Annotated in this window: 11 protein-coding genes; 4 read left to right on the top strand and 7 right to left on the bottom strand. The window is 62.7% G+C overall.

Annotation, left to right across the window (positions count from 1 at the left end; genetic code table 11):
* Positions 1–1,038 (top strand): AraC family transcriptional regulator, encoded by a 1,038-nt coding sequence (locus DTP52_RS15610; protein ID WP_109754155.1) that lies wholly within the window; start codon positions 1–3, stop codon positions 1,036–1,038.
* Between the two features lie 169 nt (positions 1,039–1,207).
* On the opposite strand, the gene DTP52_RS15615 is transcribed toward DTP52_RS15610, so the two are convergent.
* The 4 genes from DTP52_RS15615 to DTP52_RS15630 all read right to left on the bottom strand — a co-directional run bounded on the left by DTP52_RS15615 (position 1,208) and on the right by DTP52_RS15630 (position 5,838).
* Positions 1,208–1,648, bottom strand: a complete 441-nt coding sequence (locus tag DTP52_RS15615) for a CBS domain-containing protein (protein ID WP_109754156.1) — start codon at positions 1,646–1,648, stop codon at positions 1,208–1,210.
* A 50-nt stretch (positions 1,649–1,698) separates the two neighbouring features.
* Positions 1,699–2,085 carry a nitrite reductase small subunit NirD gene (gene nirD / locus DTP52_RS15620; protein WP_109754157.1) on the bottom strand — a complete coding sequence of 129 codons (387 nt, stop codon included), beginning with the start codon at positions 2,083–2,085 and terminating at the stop codon, positions 1,699–1,701.
* Positions 2,085–4,646 carry a nitrite reductase large subunit NirB gene (gene nirB / locus DTP52_RS15625; protein ID WP_109754158.1) on the bottom strand — a complete coding sequence of 854 codons (2,562 nt, stop codon included), beginning with the start codon at positions 4,644–4,646 and terminating at the stop codon, positions 2,085–2,087. Before nirB ends, nirD begins: the two co-directional genes overlap by 1 nt.
* Positions 4,647–5,214: 568 nt before the next feature.
* Complete coding sequence (locus tag DTP52_RS15630) at positions 5,215–5,838, bottom strand: TetR/AcrR family transcriptional regulator (RefSeq protein ID WP_109754159.1); 624 nt, start codon at positions 5,836–5,838, stop codon at positions 5,215–5,217.
* Positions 5,839–5,920: 82 nt separating this feature from the next.
* On the opposite strand from DTP52_RS15630, the gene DTP52_RS15635 reads away from it, so the two are divergent.
* Entirely contained in the window at positions 5,921–6,550 is a 630-nt protein-coding gene (locus DTP52_RS15635) for an NAD(P)H-dependent oxidoreductase (RefSeq protein WP_109754160.1), read from the top strand.
* Positions 6,551–6,552: 2 nt separating this feature from the next.
* On the opposite strand, the gene DTP52_RS15640 is transcribed toward DTP52_RS15635, so the two are convergent.
* Positions 6,553–8,115: a murein L,D-transpeptidase gene (locus tag DTP52_RS15640; protein ID WP_109754161.1), complete on the bottom strand. Its 1,563-nt coding sequence runs from the start codon at positions 8,113–8,115 to the stop codon at positions 6,553–6,555.
* 162 nt (positions 8,116–8,277) lie between these two features.
* Here DTP52_RS15640 and DTP52_RS15645 point away from each other — a divergent pair, with 162 nt between their 5' ends.
* Together DTP52_RS15645 and DTP52_RS15650 are read left to right on the top strand one after the other, a co-directional pair.
* Positions 8,278–8,961 carry a murein L,D-transpeptidase catalytic domain family protein gene (locus DTP52_RS15645; RefSeq protein WP_109754280.1) on the top strand — a complete coding sequence of 228 codons (684 nt, stop codon included), beginning with the start codon at positions 8,278–8,280 and terminating at the stop codon, positions 8,959–8,961.
* Between the two features lie 88 nt (positions 8,962–9,049).
* A complete protein-coding gene (locus DTP52_RS15650; protein ID WP_109754162.1) occupies positions 9,050–10,000 on the top strand; it encodes a class I SAM-dependent methyltransferase in 951 nt (316 codons plus the stop codon).
* Here the strand turns inward: DTP52_RS15650 and DTP52_RS15655 are convergent.
* On the bottom strand, positions 9,995–15,103 hold the full coding sequence (locus DTP52_RS15655; RefSeq protein WP_109754163.1) for a dermonecrotic toxin domain-containing protein: 5,109 nt from the start codon (positions 15,101–15,103) through the stop codon (positions 9,995–9,997). The two genes, DTP52_RS15650 and DTP52_RS15655, sit on opposite strands and share 6 nt — an antisense overlap.
* Positions 15,104–15,256: 153 nt before the next feature.
* On the bottom strand, positions 15,257–15,859 hold the full coding sequence (locus DTP52_RS15660) for a LysE family translocator (RefSeq protein WP_109754164.1): 603 nt from the start codon (positions 15,857–15,859) through the stop codon (positions 15,257–15,259).
* Positions 15,860–15,913 lie beyond the last annotated feature (54 nt).

A 15,913-nucleotide genomic window follows, 5' to 3' on the forward strand; every position in this document is an offset into this window, starting at 1 on the left:
ATGACACTCAAGACGTGCTGGTACGAAACCGACAGTCGCTTCATTCCGGGGCACTATCAACCTGCCGCGCTGATCGACCTGGCACTGTCGCGGGACATCGACAGCCATCGCCTGCTGCGCGGTACCGGACTGTTCCACGACGATATCCTTGCCGGACAAAGCCGCATCAGCCCGCAGCAATTCCTCGGCCTGATCGACAACAGCCGGCGCCTGCTGGATGCCAGCGACAGCAGCTTCCTGTTCGGCCAGCGGCTGTTGCCGGGACATTACGGGCCCGCGAGCCACGCGTTACGCCACGCGCAGAATCTGCATCAGGCCCTGCAAACCCTGATCGACCAGCAGGCGCTGCTCAGTCCATTGGCCGCCCCACGGCTGCTGGTGGACGAGCACTATGCCTATGTCCATTGGCTGGACAGTTGTGGCGCCGATGAGCAATGGCGCTTCGTGCTGGAGGCGAGCATGACCTCGATGGTGGCGATGAGTGCCTGGCTCAGCGGCGAACGCTTGCCCTGGCAGTGCAGCTTTCGCCACAGCGAGCCGCGTTACGTCGAGCAATACTGGGTGCACCTGGGTGAGCACACCCAATTCGACCGCCCCCTGGACTTGATGCGCCTGCCCCGCCACTGCCTCGCCCAGCCCTGGCCCAACGTTTCGGCCACCGCCGGCCAGGTGGCGCGGATCGAAGCCCGCGACCAACTCGATCAACTGGGCTTTGTTTCCAGCTTTCTGGATTGCCTCTACGACTACCTACACGTCCATGTACAGCAGACGCCAAGCCTGGAACAGACCGCCCAGGCCTTCGCCATGAGCCCGGCAACCCTCAAGCGCAAGCTGCACAAGCATCACACCGGTTTCCAGCAACAGGTGGACCGGGTACACACCCATGTGGCGTTGTATTTGTATCAGGTCAAGGGCTTCAGCAACGAGGAAGTGGCGCAGTACCTGCGCTTCAACGATACAGCGAACTTTCGTCGCTCGTTCAAGCGCTGGACCGGCAGCACGCCGAATCTGATCCGGCAATTGTTGGCGTTGGGTTGAGCGCTGACGTCGTGCGCGATCTTGTGGCGAGGGGATTTATCCCCGCTGGGCTGCGCAGCAGCCCCAGAGCAGTCAGCTCAACCCAAGGGGGGCGTCTATGTACAGTTTTGGGGCCGCTGCGCGCCCCAGCGGGGATAAATCCCCTCGCCACAAATGCGAGCTTGCGGAATCAATGCCCGCGAATGTAGTGCTCCAGTTGTCGGATCAAGTCCGCCTGCTCGACAATCGCCTCTTTCACCAGGTCACCGATGGACAACAGGCCGATCAACTGCCCGTTATCCAGTACCGGCAGGTGGCGCAAGTGGCTGTCGGTCATGACTTCCATGCAACGGTCGATGCTCTGCTGGCTGTCGGCGGTGACCACCGGAGTGCTCATGATGGTGCGCACTGGCGTACCCACCGATGAACGCCCCTTGAGCACCATCTTGCGCGCATAGTCCCGCTCGCTGAATACCCCCACCACCTGGCCGTCCTCGATCACCGGCAACGCGCCGACATTTTTCTCGGCCATGATTTGCAGCGCTTCGAGCACCGTCTGCTCGGGGGCGATGCTGTGGACCTGTCGGTTCTGCACACTCTTGAGTCTCACCAGTTGAGCAGCGGTTTTCATTGTTCATCCCCACATTTGACTGCAGTTTTCAACTCATCCAATGGCTCGGATCAGTCCTCGCCAATCTCCACCACATCGCCATTGAGCCGCACCGGCCATACCCGCAGGCGCTGCTCCGGGTACTCCAGGCAAGAGCCGTCTTCCAGCCGGAAATGCTGCTTGTACATCGGCGAGGCAATCACCAGGTCACCCTTGATGCTGCCCAACAAACCACGCCCGATGACATTCGCACCCGACTTGGGATCGCGGTTGTCGACAGCGTACAGCGGCTTGTCCTGATGCTCGGGCAGGTACAGCAATGCCACTTGGCTGCCGTCATGCCAGGCGACCACACCAGAGTTGGGTACCAGGTCGTCGCGGCTGCACAGGGCACGCCATTGCGACGGTTCCTGGGCGACATCGCGGACAGGAATACGAACAACGTTTGACTGGTTCATCAGAGCACCTCCTCGGTAACGGGAATCAGGTGAAGTTCGCCGGCGTGGACTGGCCGGCGCTGGCCGCGCTCCCGGACAAAATGAACATCCGGATCACCACGCCCGTCGTTGACGAAGGTGCGGAAACGCTTGAGTTTGTCCGGATCCTTGAGGGCATTGGCCCATTCGCATTCATAACGATCGACCACCAATTGCATCTGCGCTTCGAGCTCGGCGCCCAGGCCCAGGCTGTCGTTGATGATCACGTCCTTGAGGTAGTCCAGGCCGCCTTCCAGGCTTTCGCGCCAGACCGAGGTGCGTTGCAACTTGTCGGCGGTGCGGATGTAGAACATCAGGAAGCGGTCGATGTAGCGGATCAGCGTGGCGTCATCCAGGTCAGTGGCGAACAGCTCGGCGTGACGCGGGCGCATGCCGCCGTTGCCGGCCACGTAGAGGTTCCAGCCCTTCTCGGTGGCGATCACGCCGACGTCCTTGCTCTGGGCCTCGGCGCACTCACGGGTGCAACCGGACACCGCGAACTTGAGTTTGTGCGGCGAGCGCAGGCCCTTGTAGCGATCCTCGATGGTCAGGGCCATTTGCACGCTGTCTTGTACGCCGTAGCGGCACCAGGTGCTGCCCACGCAGGATTTCACCGTTCGCGTGGATTTGCCGTAGGCATGGCCGGTTTCGAAACCGGCTTCGATCAGCTCGGCCCAGATATCCGGCAGCTGGTGCAACTGGGCACCGAACAGGTCGATGCGCTGGCCGCCGGTGATCTTGGTGTAGAGGTCGTATTTCTTGGCGACCACTCCGATGGCGATCAGTTTGTCGGCGGTGATTTCCCCACCGGCGATACGCGGTACCACCGAATAGGTGCCGTTTTTCTGCATGTTTGCCATGAACGTGTCGTTGGTGTCCTGCAACGGCACCAGGGACGGGTCCATGATCGGCTGGTTCCAGCACGACGCCAGGATCGAGCCCACCGCCGGTTTGCACAGATCGCAACCGGTGTGACCGCGACCGTGCTTGGCCAGCAGCTCTTCGAAACTGATGATGCCTTCCACCCGCACCAGGGCATACAACTCCTGGCGGGTGTAGGCGAAGTGTTCACACAGGCTCTTGTCGACGCTGACACCGCGGGCCGTCAATTCATGCTCGAACACTTGCTTGACCAAGGCCGCGCAACCACCACAACCGGTACCGGCCTTGGTGTCGCATTTGAGCCGGCCCAGATCGGTACAGCCACCATCGATGGCCGAGCAGATCGAGCCCTTGGTGACGTTGTGGCAAGAGCAGATGGTCGCGGTTTCGGGCAAAGCCGCCGGGCCCAGGGTCGGGGCGCCTTCGGACGATGGCAGGATCAGGCTGGCAGCGTCCTTGGGCAAGGCGATGCCGTTCTGCATGTATTGCAGCAAGGTGTCGTAATAGCTGTTGTCGCCCACCAACACTGCGCCGATCACTCGTTTGCCGGCGGCGTCCACCACCAGGCGCCGGTAGCTGGCGCTGGTTTCGTCAATGAACTGGAAGCTGCGCGAACCCGGCGTGTTGCCATGGGCATCGCCGATGGAGCCAACGTCCACGCCAAGCAACTTGAGCTTGGTCGACATGTCGGCGCCAGTGAAGGCTTCAGCGCTTTCGCCGCACAGCCGGGCCGCGACATTACGGGCCATCTGGTAGCCCGGGGCGACGAGGCCGAAAATACTGCCGTTCCAGGCCGCGCATTCACCGATGGCGTAGATGTGCGGGTCGCTGCTTTGGCAATGATCGTCGATGACCACGCCACCGCGCGGGCCGATCTGCAAGTCGCTCTGGCGGGCCAAGGCATCCTGGGCACGGATGCCGGCGGAAAACACGATGAGGTCGGTTTCCAGGAAATCGTCGTCGCCGAAGTTCATCCGATAACGGTACTGCTCACCGGCAGTGATCGACTGGGTGCCCTTGGACAGGTGCACGCCGACGCCCAGGCTTTCAATGCGCGCCTTGAGGGCCAGACCGCCCTGGGTGTCCAACTGCACCGGCATCAGCCGTGGGGCGAATTCCACCACATGGGCTTCCAGGCCGAGGGTCTTGAGGGCGTTGGCCGCTTCCAGGCCCAGCAGGCCACCACCGACCACCACGCCACGGCGAGCATTGCTGGCGGCGGCACGGATCGCGTCCAAGTCCTCCAGAGTGCGATAGACCAGGCACGAATCGCCTTCGGCGCCTTCAATCGGTGGCACGAACGGATAGGAACCGGTGGCGAGCACCAGCTTGTCGTAGTGAATGCGATCATGGGCGGTCACTACCTGATGCGCGTCACGGTCGATTTCCAGTACGGGTACGCCCAAGTGCAGGGTGACGCCAGGCGTCTGGTACAACGACGCCTCGCCAAGGGCCAGGGACTCGGCGTCGCGCCCCGAGAAATACTCGGACAGATGCACGCGGTCGTAGGCCCGCATCGGCTCTTCGCTGAACACATGCACGCGGTAATGATTAAGGGCACCGCGCTCGATCAGTTGCTCGACGCAGTGATGGCCGACCATGCCATTGCCGATCACGATCAGCGTTTGCAGCTTGTTCAGAGAAGCAACGTTGGAGTTCATAAAAAGCACCCGACAAAAGCCCATCACGATTTTGAAAGCAAAAAAAAGACGCCTGAAACCTTGCGGTTCCAGGCGTCTTTGCCTGTTCTGTGCGGTAGCGGTCCGGCGACTGCGCCCTGACCTACCGTTGTTCCTCCGGCCTGCTGGCATTCGATCTTCGTTGACCGACGGAGCTGCCCACTCGACTGGGTTCGCGGTGGGCCTGGATAGCCTCTTGCAGCGAGCGTGCCAAACTTCGCCCAGCCCCTACTCATGGCAGCGCGTTCACCGCTGTCCCCCCTGTGGGAGCGGGCTTGCCCGCGAAGACGCCAGTTCTAACACCACAAGCCGACCGGCGCCCGCCCCCCTTTCCCAAGCACCACCCACTGCCTTGCGATGGTGCGATCACCCTGCCTGCGGCTTCATAAAAGTGCAGTCGTTCGAACACCCCGACCAATCCTGAACCGAGGTGTTGACCGGGCTGCACTATCGCGAGCAAGCCCGCTCCCACCGTTAATTTTGGTGACCTCAGGATCCGCATGCATCCGGGATCCTCTGTGGGAGCGAGCCTGCTCGCGATAGCGGTGGGTCAACTTGAAGGGTTATCGGCGGTCCTGGCCACCATCGCCACGATACTGGCCAGCAGTTCTTCTTTTGCCTCGGCAGCGCTGATTTCCCCAGTCGCGGCGGCATTGGACAGTGCTTCCGCCGCCCCGAGCATCGCCCGCAAGCCGGCCTGGGTGATGCCTTTCGTGCCGGCGAACGGCTCCAGCACGGCGCGGCACTTGTCGAGGAAAATGCCCTCGTACTCGCGCTTGATACGCTCCAGTTCCGGCGAACTGGTCAGTGCTGCGATCACCCCGGGAATCTCTCGGCCTTGCAACAGCACGCACTCGACGTAGGAAGAAGCGATTACCGCCGCGCGGCTTTGCAGGGTGGCCTCGCTCGCGTCGAGGGCCGCATCCATCAATGCGGTCTGACGGGCGTCGAAATCCTGGTAAAGCGCCGCCAGCAACCCGGACCGGGTAATGAAATGGTCGTAGACAATGGGCTTGGTCACCCCCGCCTGGTCCGCCAGCCGGGCCAATGTCAGGGCATCGCTACCCTCCTCCCGCACCAGTCGCCAGGCGACATCGAGCAATTGTCGCTGGCGGTCATGCCGGGACAAACGGCGACGAGGTGAAGACTGCGGATGTTCTTCGGTACTTGACATGATAACTTTACCAACCGTAACTTACTAAGCGTAACTTAAGCATACCGGTCTTCCAGACCTCGTGACCAGAAGGAGTTTCGCCATGCATGCACTCATCGTTGTGGCTCACCACGATCCGCGCTCCCTCACCCACAGCCTGGCCGGGAAAATCGCCGAAGGCATCACCCGAGCCAACCCCGTCGATACGTTCGAGATCGCCGACCTGGCCGCCGAAGGCTTCGAACCGCGCTTCAGCTTTGCCGACCACGCCGTCCACCACCGCGAGGCCTTGCCGCCCGCGGATGTGCTGGCCGAACAAGCCAGAATCGACCGTGCCGACGCGCTGGTATTGGTCTACCCGATTTACTGGTGGTCCATGCCGGCATTGCTCAAGGGCTGGATCGACCGGGTGTTTTCCAACGGCTGGGCGTTCGATTTCAGCCTGGACAAGCCGTTTATCCAGAAGCTGCAGCACTTGCGGGTCCATCTGGTGGGCGTCGGTGGTGCCGATGCCGACAGCTTCCAGCGCCACGGCTACGGTGAGGCGATGACCACGCAGATCGACCATGGCATTTTCGGTTATTGCGGCGCCCGGGTGGTGAGTTCCCAGCTTCTGTTCGACTCGGAAACCGCCGATCCGCAGCAGCATCTGCAGGCCGCCGACGCTATCGGCCAGCGCTTGTTCGCCACGCTCGACGAAACCACCCACGCGCCCGCGACGGCATGCGCCTGAGCTCAGAGCGCGCGACCACGGGCGGCAGACAGTGTCGCGTCACGCCCGTAGATATCCGGGACGTACACCGCCTGGCCCTGGCTGTCCGCTTGTGCCGTCCAGTAGCCCAGCAGGATCGGCACGGGCCGGGCCAGCCTGAATTCATGGGTCGCCTCGCTGGCCAGCAACGTGTCGGTGCGTGCCCGTTCGGCGGGGCTGACCAGCAGGTCGCGCAGGTGCATCACTTGCTCGATCCGCACGCAGCCTGAACTGAAAGCTCGCGGGCCCTTGCTGAACAACGCTTGGCTCGGTGTGTCATGCAGGTACACCGAGAACGGATTGGGAAAACGGATCGCCATTTTGCCCAACGGGTTCTTCGGACCAGGGTCCTGGCGCAACATGAGGTTGCCCGGGTGCTCCCAGTCGATGTCCTCCGCCAGCAACGGCAAGCCATCGCCATCGAGGATCCGCAGGTTGTGGCGGCTGAGAAACTCCGGATCTCGGCGGATCTCGGGCAGTTTGTCTTCACGCATGATGGTCGGCGGAATGGTCCAGGTCGGGTTGAGCGTCAGGCGGGTGACGTGGGATTTGAGCAACGGCGTCTGCCGTTGCGCACGCCCCACCTGGGTGCGGGTTTGCCAGACCGGCGCGCCGCCCTGGTAGACCGTCAATTGCGCCGCGGCCACGTTGACCAGGACACTGTCGTTTTCCACGTCCTGGGCCAGCCAGCGCATGCGCTCCAGGTTGATGCGCAACTGCTCGCGGCGCATGGCCGGGCTGATGTTCAGCTCGGTGACGGTCCACGGTCCCACCACGCCATCGGCCTGCAACGAATGCTGGGCCTGGAAACTCTTCATCGCCTCCACCAGTATGGGGCTGTAGTGCTCGTCGCTCACCTGCGGCGGCGTACTCAGGTAACCCTCGTTGAACAGTCGTTGAGCGAGGGCAGGTACGCGGGCGTCCTGTTTGTCCGGTTGCAGCAACGGCCCGCCCGGCACCGCTTGCCATTCGGCTAAAGGTTGTTGCCGCAGTCGGGCATAGAGGCCGCGCAGGTTGCGGTAGAGGTCCAGGTTCGGCCGTGCCTGTTCAAAGGCATCGGCCAGATTCTGCCGGCCCAGCCCGGCGATCGCCAGCACCACGGCCGGGTGATCCTGTGGCGGTGGGTTGGCCTTCCACACCGGCTCCAGCCGGTCTTGAGGCAGGTAACCGAAACGCAGGTCATGCAAGGCTTGCAGATAGCGCTGGCTGATGGCGATGTCGGCGCAATGAGGACCTTGGGCTGTGCCCGCGACCGGCAGGTTATAGCGGGCCGGATCCAAGCCGTCATCGGCCAGTTGCTGCAACTGGACCTGCAACGCCCCCCGTCGTTCGTCGTCCGACCAGACTTCCTGGCCTGCGTTTTGCTGATAGAACGCCTGCAAGTCGAGCACCGTCGGAAAGCTGGCACCCGCCGCGACGTCCGGGCACGCGACCGCCAGTTGCGCCAGTGTGGTCTGCACGAGCGCCGGATCGCTGTCTTCGGCTGTCGCGACCAATGGCGCAGTGAGCAATAAAAGGCTCAGGTAACATGCGGACTTTTTGAACAACTGCTTTACTCCAATCCATGGCCGTCTCGTTGACGGTGAATTTTGCGACAGGTACGACCCGCCATCATGCAGACAAACGAAACCGGACGGGATGCCGCGAACGAACACCACGCTGGAAATGCTTCGCCTGTACAGGGCTTTTTGCGCCGACTTTGCCTGGTCATGCTGGGCCTGGGCGTCATTTGCAGCCCGGCGCTGGCGGAAAAAAAGGCAAAGCCGCAAACGCTTTATCACAGCCTCGCCCAGGCAGCGCCGGAACTCAATCCCCTGGCACTCAAAAGTGCCTTGAGCGCCATGCAGTGCGCGGTCGCCAATGGCGCCAGCCAGGCCCGTCACCTGGCGGTCATCGACTACTCGCAGCCCTCCACGGCCCGTCGCCTGTGGATCTTCGACCTGCGCCAGAAGAAGCTGGTCTTGCGTGACCTGGTGGCCCATGGGCAGAAATCCGGGGAAAACTTCGCCACGCAGTTTTCCAATCGCCTGGGCAGTTACCAATCCAGCCTGGGCCTGTTTCGAACCCAGGAAAGCTACCAGGGCACCCACGGCTATTCGCTGCGCATGGACGGCCTGGAACCGGGCTTCAATGACCTGGCCCGTGATCGGGCGATCGTGATCCATGCCGCCGACTACGTGAACCCGTTGTGGAGCGCGCGCCAGGGACGCATCGGACGCAGCCAGGGTTGCCCGGCCGTGCGCCCGCAGGTGGTACGCCAGGTGATCGACAAGCTCAAGGGCGGCCAGTTCATGTTTTCCTGGTACCCGGACCCGGGCTGGCTCAAGCGTTCGGCCTATCTCAATTGTCAGCCGCAACAGGTGGCGAGTATTCTGGCTACCAGTGGAGGTTGAAACAGGCAGTTGCTGCGCAACTGAACGGGAGCAAGCTCCCTCGCCACAGGTTAAAATGCCGGCCTTTCGAATCCCTGGCGTTGCCTGAATGAATTGCGTAGCCCTTCAAACCCTTCACGACCACTTGCTGACAGCCCTGGAATCAGTGCCCGAAGAAACCCGTCGCCTGTTCCATGGCCGCGGGCGCTGCTGGCAGGGCCTGGAACAGGTCACTGTCGACTGGTTGCAAGGGATAGTGCTGGTGTCGCTGTTCAAGGAACCGGACCCCACGCATCTGGACGATTTGAACGCAATGCTGCTGGCGCTCGCCACGTCGCCGGCCTGGCAGCACAGCAAGGCCCATACGCTAGCGATGCAGCACCGCTACCTGCCACAAAGCCTCACCCAATGGCTGGTGGGCCAGCCCATCGATGAATGGACCCTGACTGAAGGTGGCCTGCGCTACCGGATCGACCTGGGCAAAAAGCAGAACAACGGCCTGTTCCTCGACATGCGCTACGGCCGCGACTGGGTGCGGGTAAACGCCAAGGGCAAGCGCGTGTTGAACCTGTTCGCCTACACCTGCGGCTTTTCGGTGGCGGCCATCGCCGGCGGCGCCCGGCACGTGGTGAACCTGGACATGTCCCGCGCGGCCTTGAGTCGTGGCCGCGACAACCATCGCTTGAACGGCCATGACTTGAGCCAGGTGAGTTTCCTCGGCCACGACCTGTTCAAATCCTGGGGCAAGGTGATCAACAGCGGGCCCTACGACCTGGTGATCATCGACCCGCCAACCTTCCAGAAAGGCAGTTTCCTGTTGACCAAGGACTACCAGCGGGTCCTGCGCCGCCTGCCGGAACTGCTGGCCGCCGACGGCACGGTCCTGGCTTGCAGCAACGATCCGGCCACCGGCCCGGATTTCCTTATCGATGGGGTGATCCGCGAAGCGCCCGGGCTGGTGTTCGAGGCGCGCCTGGACAATCCGCCGGAATTTCCGGACATCGACCCCGAGTGTGGCCTGAAGGCGTTGATCTTCAAGGCCACGGCGCCTGGTTTATAGCGATCCCGGTGCCCACCACGCGCTGACTAGGTTCGTGGTGATCCTGCGCACCAGCGACTCGACCTCCCGGCTCTTGACCGAGCGGTAGATCGCCATGGTCCGCCGCAGTTGGTCTTCGGTGAGCATCACCGGCCGGCCTGCTGCCCAATCCACATCCGCCACGGCCTCGAGCCCCACGCGGCGCCAGACGATCCGGTCGCCTTGGGTGACGGATTCCAGCGGGCTGGGTAGCTGGGCGTCCGGCTGCACCAGATTGTCCAGCATCACTTGCGGCCAACGGGACGGACTCACCGGTGCGCTGAAGGCGTCCACCAGGTCGTCATCCAGCCTTTCCCAGAAAGCCAGTCCTTCGGACCACTCCCGGGACATCAACCCCAGATACGGTCGCCAGGTCATTTCTCCCACTCGCGGGGTTTGGTCATTGCTGTTGAAGGTGTCCTGGGCATCGCTGAGCCAGTCGATGAACGCCTCCCGGGTCAGGTACGCCTGGCGCTGCACCAGGTCGGGGTAGCGCTCCGTCAGGGTATGGTTCCAATAGGCGTAATGCTCGGCCATGAAACTGGCATAAGGCACGCCTTGTCGAGCGAGACGGGCGCGCATCACCGATTCGAACAACGAAAAGTGCATTTCCAACTCAGCAAGGTCTGGCGTGTGCCGGTCCAGGATGCGCGCTTGCAGGCGCGTGCGCAGTTGCCGTAATTGCTGGTCGAAATCGCCCACCAGCATCGGGAGTGGGTCGTGAGTGTTCTGGTAGCCGATGTAGTGTTGCAAGACGGCGGCCGCCCGCCGGCGATCACCGAAAGACAACCCGACAGGCGTCTGGGCATCGGTGTTGCGGATGCCGGCGGAGAACCAGTCGATGAAATTCCGCATCCCGGGATCGTCGCGGGCGACTTCCAGCGCTCTCTGCAGGTTCGGTGAAATATAGAGCCAGTCATCGACGGTGTACTGGAAAGACTCGGGAAATATGGCGCGAAGGGCCTGGATCTGAACACTGGATAATGGATTGTCATCAAGCCATATGTCCGGTGAGTCCCGATCTGGCAAGCTGTTGAGCAAGGGAAGCAAGTCATCCTGGATATTGGTGATGCGGTTGCCTCGAAGATCGAGGACGAATCCATCGGACGAATGCCTGGAGAGCACCGCCAATGCCAATGCGGGCACCCGATCGAGTCCGGTCCTGGCCAGTTCCAGCTCGGACAGGTTCGTAAGCTCCGGCAAGTCGGGCAGGTCCCTGCAGCTGTTTTCGCTCAGGCGCAGGTCTTCCAAACGCGTCGCGGTACGCAGAAACGCACTGCCCTCCTCATCCAGGCGCAGGCCACAGCGCGACAGCTCCAGCGCTCGCAAATCCGGCAACCGGGTCAGCGCCTGCAACTGCTCGGGCGTGAAATGCAGGTTATCGGCCCATACCACTTCCCGCAGTTCCGGCAGCGCGGCCAGGCTGTCAATGGCAGCGATCACCTGCGCACTGGTTCCCGTCTCCGGGCCGCTACTGATCCCTGACAGACCCAGGGTCCATATACGGCTAGCGGGTTCAACTCCGGTCAACGGCGTGAAGACATTCTCGTTCAGATGGAGCGGATTGCTGTCCATTGACAGTTCCACTAGAAAACGTAACTCGCCTGCCGCCACCGGGATCGTGGTGAGCTGATTGCCCGTCAGGTGCAACGTGTCGATGTTGGGGAACAGCCTCAGGAAGTCCGACGGGTCCTCGCTAAGGGCCATATGGCTCAGCACCAACGAGCGGATATGCTCGAAACGCGCGCTGATGGGGGGCAACCGGCCCACGTCGAAAGACCTCAGGCGCAGTGCCAGTTCGCTGCCCTCCTGTCCCGGATCAGGTGTACGCTGCCAGGCACGGCGCAGTTCCCTGGCGATGGCATGGCGTTGCCCAACCAGGGTCTCACGGTCGTGCTGCTGTTCGTTGGGATGGTGGAAACCTTCATGGTCCACCCACTGGCGCAGTCCATCGTCCAACGTGGTCCATTCGCTTTCCAACTGGCCGACCAACTCGCCCAGGCTGATGCCTTGGCGCTCGGCCTGTTCGGTCAGGCTCGCCCGTAGCTGTGCGAGACTTTGCCCTCCATGGCTGGGATAGAGCCGCTCGAGACGCTGCTCCAGGCTGCCGCGCCAGACTTGCAGCGGTAGCCTGCCACGACCGCTGAGGGGATACACCAAGTGCCCGTTCAACCATTGCGGCCGAGATCCGACGCTGCCCTGGCGCCTCATCGACAGATAGGGGCGCAGGCCTTGCCGATCATCCAGGGCCTGGGCAAGTAATTGGGTCCGAAGCTTATCCGCCTCCCAGATATTCAGGCCCAGCGCCTGGCGCGCGTCGTCCGACAATGCCCTCAGCAGCGCGTCCTCCAGGCTCATGGCCCCTGCCAGTTCTTCGCCGGTTTCGTCAAAGGGGCGATATTTTTCGCCTTCCTGGCGAATGGTTTTCAAGGGGCCATCCTTCCCCAGCGTTATCGGGTCGTGCAGCTCGCGCAGCCAAAGACGCAGATGCACGCGGCCTTGCAACCGGGACGCATTGCCCAGCAGGCCGATGACGATGCGGTCACGATCCACGGTGCTTTCGCCGCGTTCCAGGGCGCGCAGGGCACGAGTCAGGCGCAGCTCGCGCAAGGCTTCGGCACACTGTTTGCCCAGATTCTCGCTCACCTTGCCTTCGAGCAAACGCAACCGATCATGACCTGAAATCTCATGGACCAGCTCGTTGGCGATGGATTCGGTCAGACTCGGAAAAGTCCGGGTCACCGCAACGGCCAAGGGATCGCGCCCGATGTGACGAGCCATGGCCGCGCTCACACGCGTGGCATTGTGCTCCAGGTACCCGGCCCAGCGTCCGGCCAACAAGCGACTGCGCTCCAACGGGAGCAGGCCGAAACTGCGTTGCCCGAGCAGCACACTCTGCTCGTCCATGCTCAAGTTTCCCAGGATGCGGGCCGCCCAGGCGTCGTGCTCCAGGTCCGTTTTGCTCAACAACAAGAAGCGCGTGTCGGCGATGTCACCCACCGGGTAGAGCCTCACGCCATCGTGGTAGCGCAACGTCAAGCCTTCGGGCCATCCCGGTAGATCGACGAGGGTCTGAGCGATGCGAAAATGCGTGCCCCCCGGCGCTTCGCCCCGGCGCAGGCGTCCAATGGCCTGCCGCAGCCCTTGCCAGTTACGTGCCTCATCCAAGGCGTCGGCCAATATCGCCGGCATCGGTTGGCCCTCGACTTGCAGGTAGCGCAGGTGCGCCTCGCTGATGCCAACCTGCCGTTGCAAGGCCAGGAGCGCGTTGTCGTTCAACTCGGCGGGCGTCTCGGCAAAGGCACGCAACAACGCCAGGCTATCTCGCTGCAACGGATTGCGATGGGCCCACTGCCAGCCGCGGGCACGGCTCCACTCCAGCGGCGGCCTCACACCTCGGTGCCCGGCCGGCAGGCGCAGGTTCAAAGCGTCCTTGCTGCCCTGCACTTCGAAATAGCGGTCCTCGATACGCACCCACGCCTCGTCTGTCGTGCGCCAGACACCCCAGGCGTCCTGCTCGGCCTCCACGGGGGGCAAGCGTTGCGCTTCGAAGGCACTGATGTCGCCATTCCACAGGCGCGTAGTGCCGTCACTCACCGGCATGGGTTCAATGGCCCCACCGACGAATCCCAGGTAAGCGCCTTGAGCGACCCCGAACAGCACGTTGAAGATATGCTCGATCCCTTCTTGCGCGTGGCCTTCATTGAATGCCTGGATGCCTTCGAAGATTTCGTACACCAGGCGCACGCCACCGACCGCCGCGGCGGTCATGCCGATAGGCGCGCAAAACGGGAAGAAGGTCGCGGCGACCATCAGCGAACGCTCGATAAGACTCTCCCAATAGTCGATGCGAGCCAGCAGCGCGCGCCAGTCCTGGTCCCGCGTCGGGACCATCAGCGCCGAGGCGTTGGCCAGGGCGTGGCCGCGCCACTCGTGATAGCAGGCGTGCCAATGGTCCTCACGCAGGTCCTTCAGGCCCCAGGCCACCTTGGGCGTGGGTATCCGGATGCGCCGGTGGCTGCCATCCTCGCCCCGCTCACCCTCGCGCCAACCGGTGATGCGCGCATAAATTTCCTGGAAGAGATTGAGGTTGTCCGTCACCGTCCACTCCACTTGATCGTGCAGCGCCGTGCCCAGGCTGGTCTGCAGACGCAACGGGAGGTAATGCATCAGGCCCTGGCGATAGCGGCGTTTGCGCACCCGTTCGGTGAGCTCCGCCGACAGCGCCTGCAGGCTTGGGAACTGCTTGAGCGGCGCCACGGTGTCATGGGGCATGTGCAAGACGATCGGGCGAACGCCATGGACGTCGCCCTTCAGCCCCCAGTACACCCGCACACCGAACAAGGGCGCCGAGAGCAACTCCAGCACCTTGACCTCGCAGGCAAGGGAAGCGACGGGCCGCTCTTCAAGATGAACGCCCACGTGGGCCAGCAAGCGTTCACCGGTTTCATCCAGGCGCCCATCCAGCCTGGCTTCGTAGGCGTCATAGGCGAGCTGGCTGCGTGCGTACGCCATGTAGGCCTTTGCAATCGCGGGCACCTCATTGGCAATACGAGGCATTTTGTGTTCGAGCAACTGTCGATAGGCTCCGCCCACATCCATGCGGCGACAGAGGCTGGCGAAACTGGCCGGGGTCGTGGCCAGTGTCGCGGTGTCCGACGAGGCGTCCCCTAGAGAGAACTCCCCTCGCTGGCCCTGGATGAAAAGTTCGCCCTTGTTATCGAAATCGCTGCCGACAACCGCGTCGGCGGGAGGGTAATTGCGCATGGCCGCCTCGATCACCGACAGCGAGGGGTCGGTGATGAAGGAACTTCGCCTGACCTTGGCCCGGCGTACCGCATCCGCCACAGTGCCGGTGCCAATCACCTGGTTCCAATCCTGTACTTGCGGCTGGGTCTTGAGCCGATCGAGGGTGAACGCATAGGGCCCCGGCAGGTCGGTGAGCAGTGCATTGAGCGCATCACTGTCGCGCTGCAATTGCCGGCTGAGCACTTTGAAACGTCTCTGCTGGGCCCGTGTGGCCCGCTTCAACCAGACGGGCAACCTGGCCTGGATAAAATCGATGTGGGTATCTTGAGTGGACATGCTGGACCTCCTTCCTTGGGGTCGTTTGTTCGTTCGAGCGCTAACGCACTTTGAGTTCTGGCGTGGCCGATGCTCTCCAAATCAACTGTGTTTTGATACCGTCCAACCGTTGCAAGGGATTGCGGTACCCGGGGTGATAAAGGTACGTCGCAGCTACATCACCAACGTCAACCACGCCGACACCAGCAGCATCACCGCCATGACCCGGTTGAACCGCCCCATCGCTACGGCGGAACGACAGAACCGGGCCGCACCAAGCCCCAGATAAGCCCAGACGGTCATGCATGGAATCGAAATGGCGAAAAACGCCAGGGACAGCCAGAGTACCCGCACCGTACGGTCGGCCTCGGCGCCGGCAAAAACGCTGACCACGGCCAACGCCATCATCCAGGTCTTGGGGTTCACCAACTGCAATCCGGCGGCCCCTGCCAGGCCCAGACGCGGGCCTTCGACCGGCCGATCCGGGTCGATGGCCTGGGCCGGTGCGCTGAAAATCTGCCAGGCCATCCAGCTCAACCAGGCAATGCCCGCCCATGAAAGCGCGGTCTGCACCGTAGCGTGGCGCGCCAGTAAATCGCCCAATCCCGTGCCCACCAGCAACACCAGCAAAGCCGCCGCGGCGCAGGCACCGAGGATGATCGGCACGGTGGTTGCCAGGCCGAAGCGCGAGCTGTGGCTCAGTACCAGGATATTGGTCGGGCCCGGGGTGATGGAGGCGACAAAGGCGAACAAGGCAAACGGCAGTAACTGGTCCATGGAGCAACGTCTCGGTGGATGATCGATGCCTTGATCATCCCCACGAAGGCGTGG

This window comes from Pseudomonas sp. 43mfcvi1.1 (assembly GCF_900115935.1).
In the GTDB taxonomy this organism is placed as follows: Bacteria; Pseudomonadota; Gammaproteobacteria; order Pseudomonadales; family Pseudomonadaceae; genus Aquipseudomonas; species Aquipseudomonas bijieensis.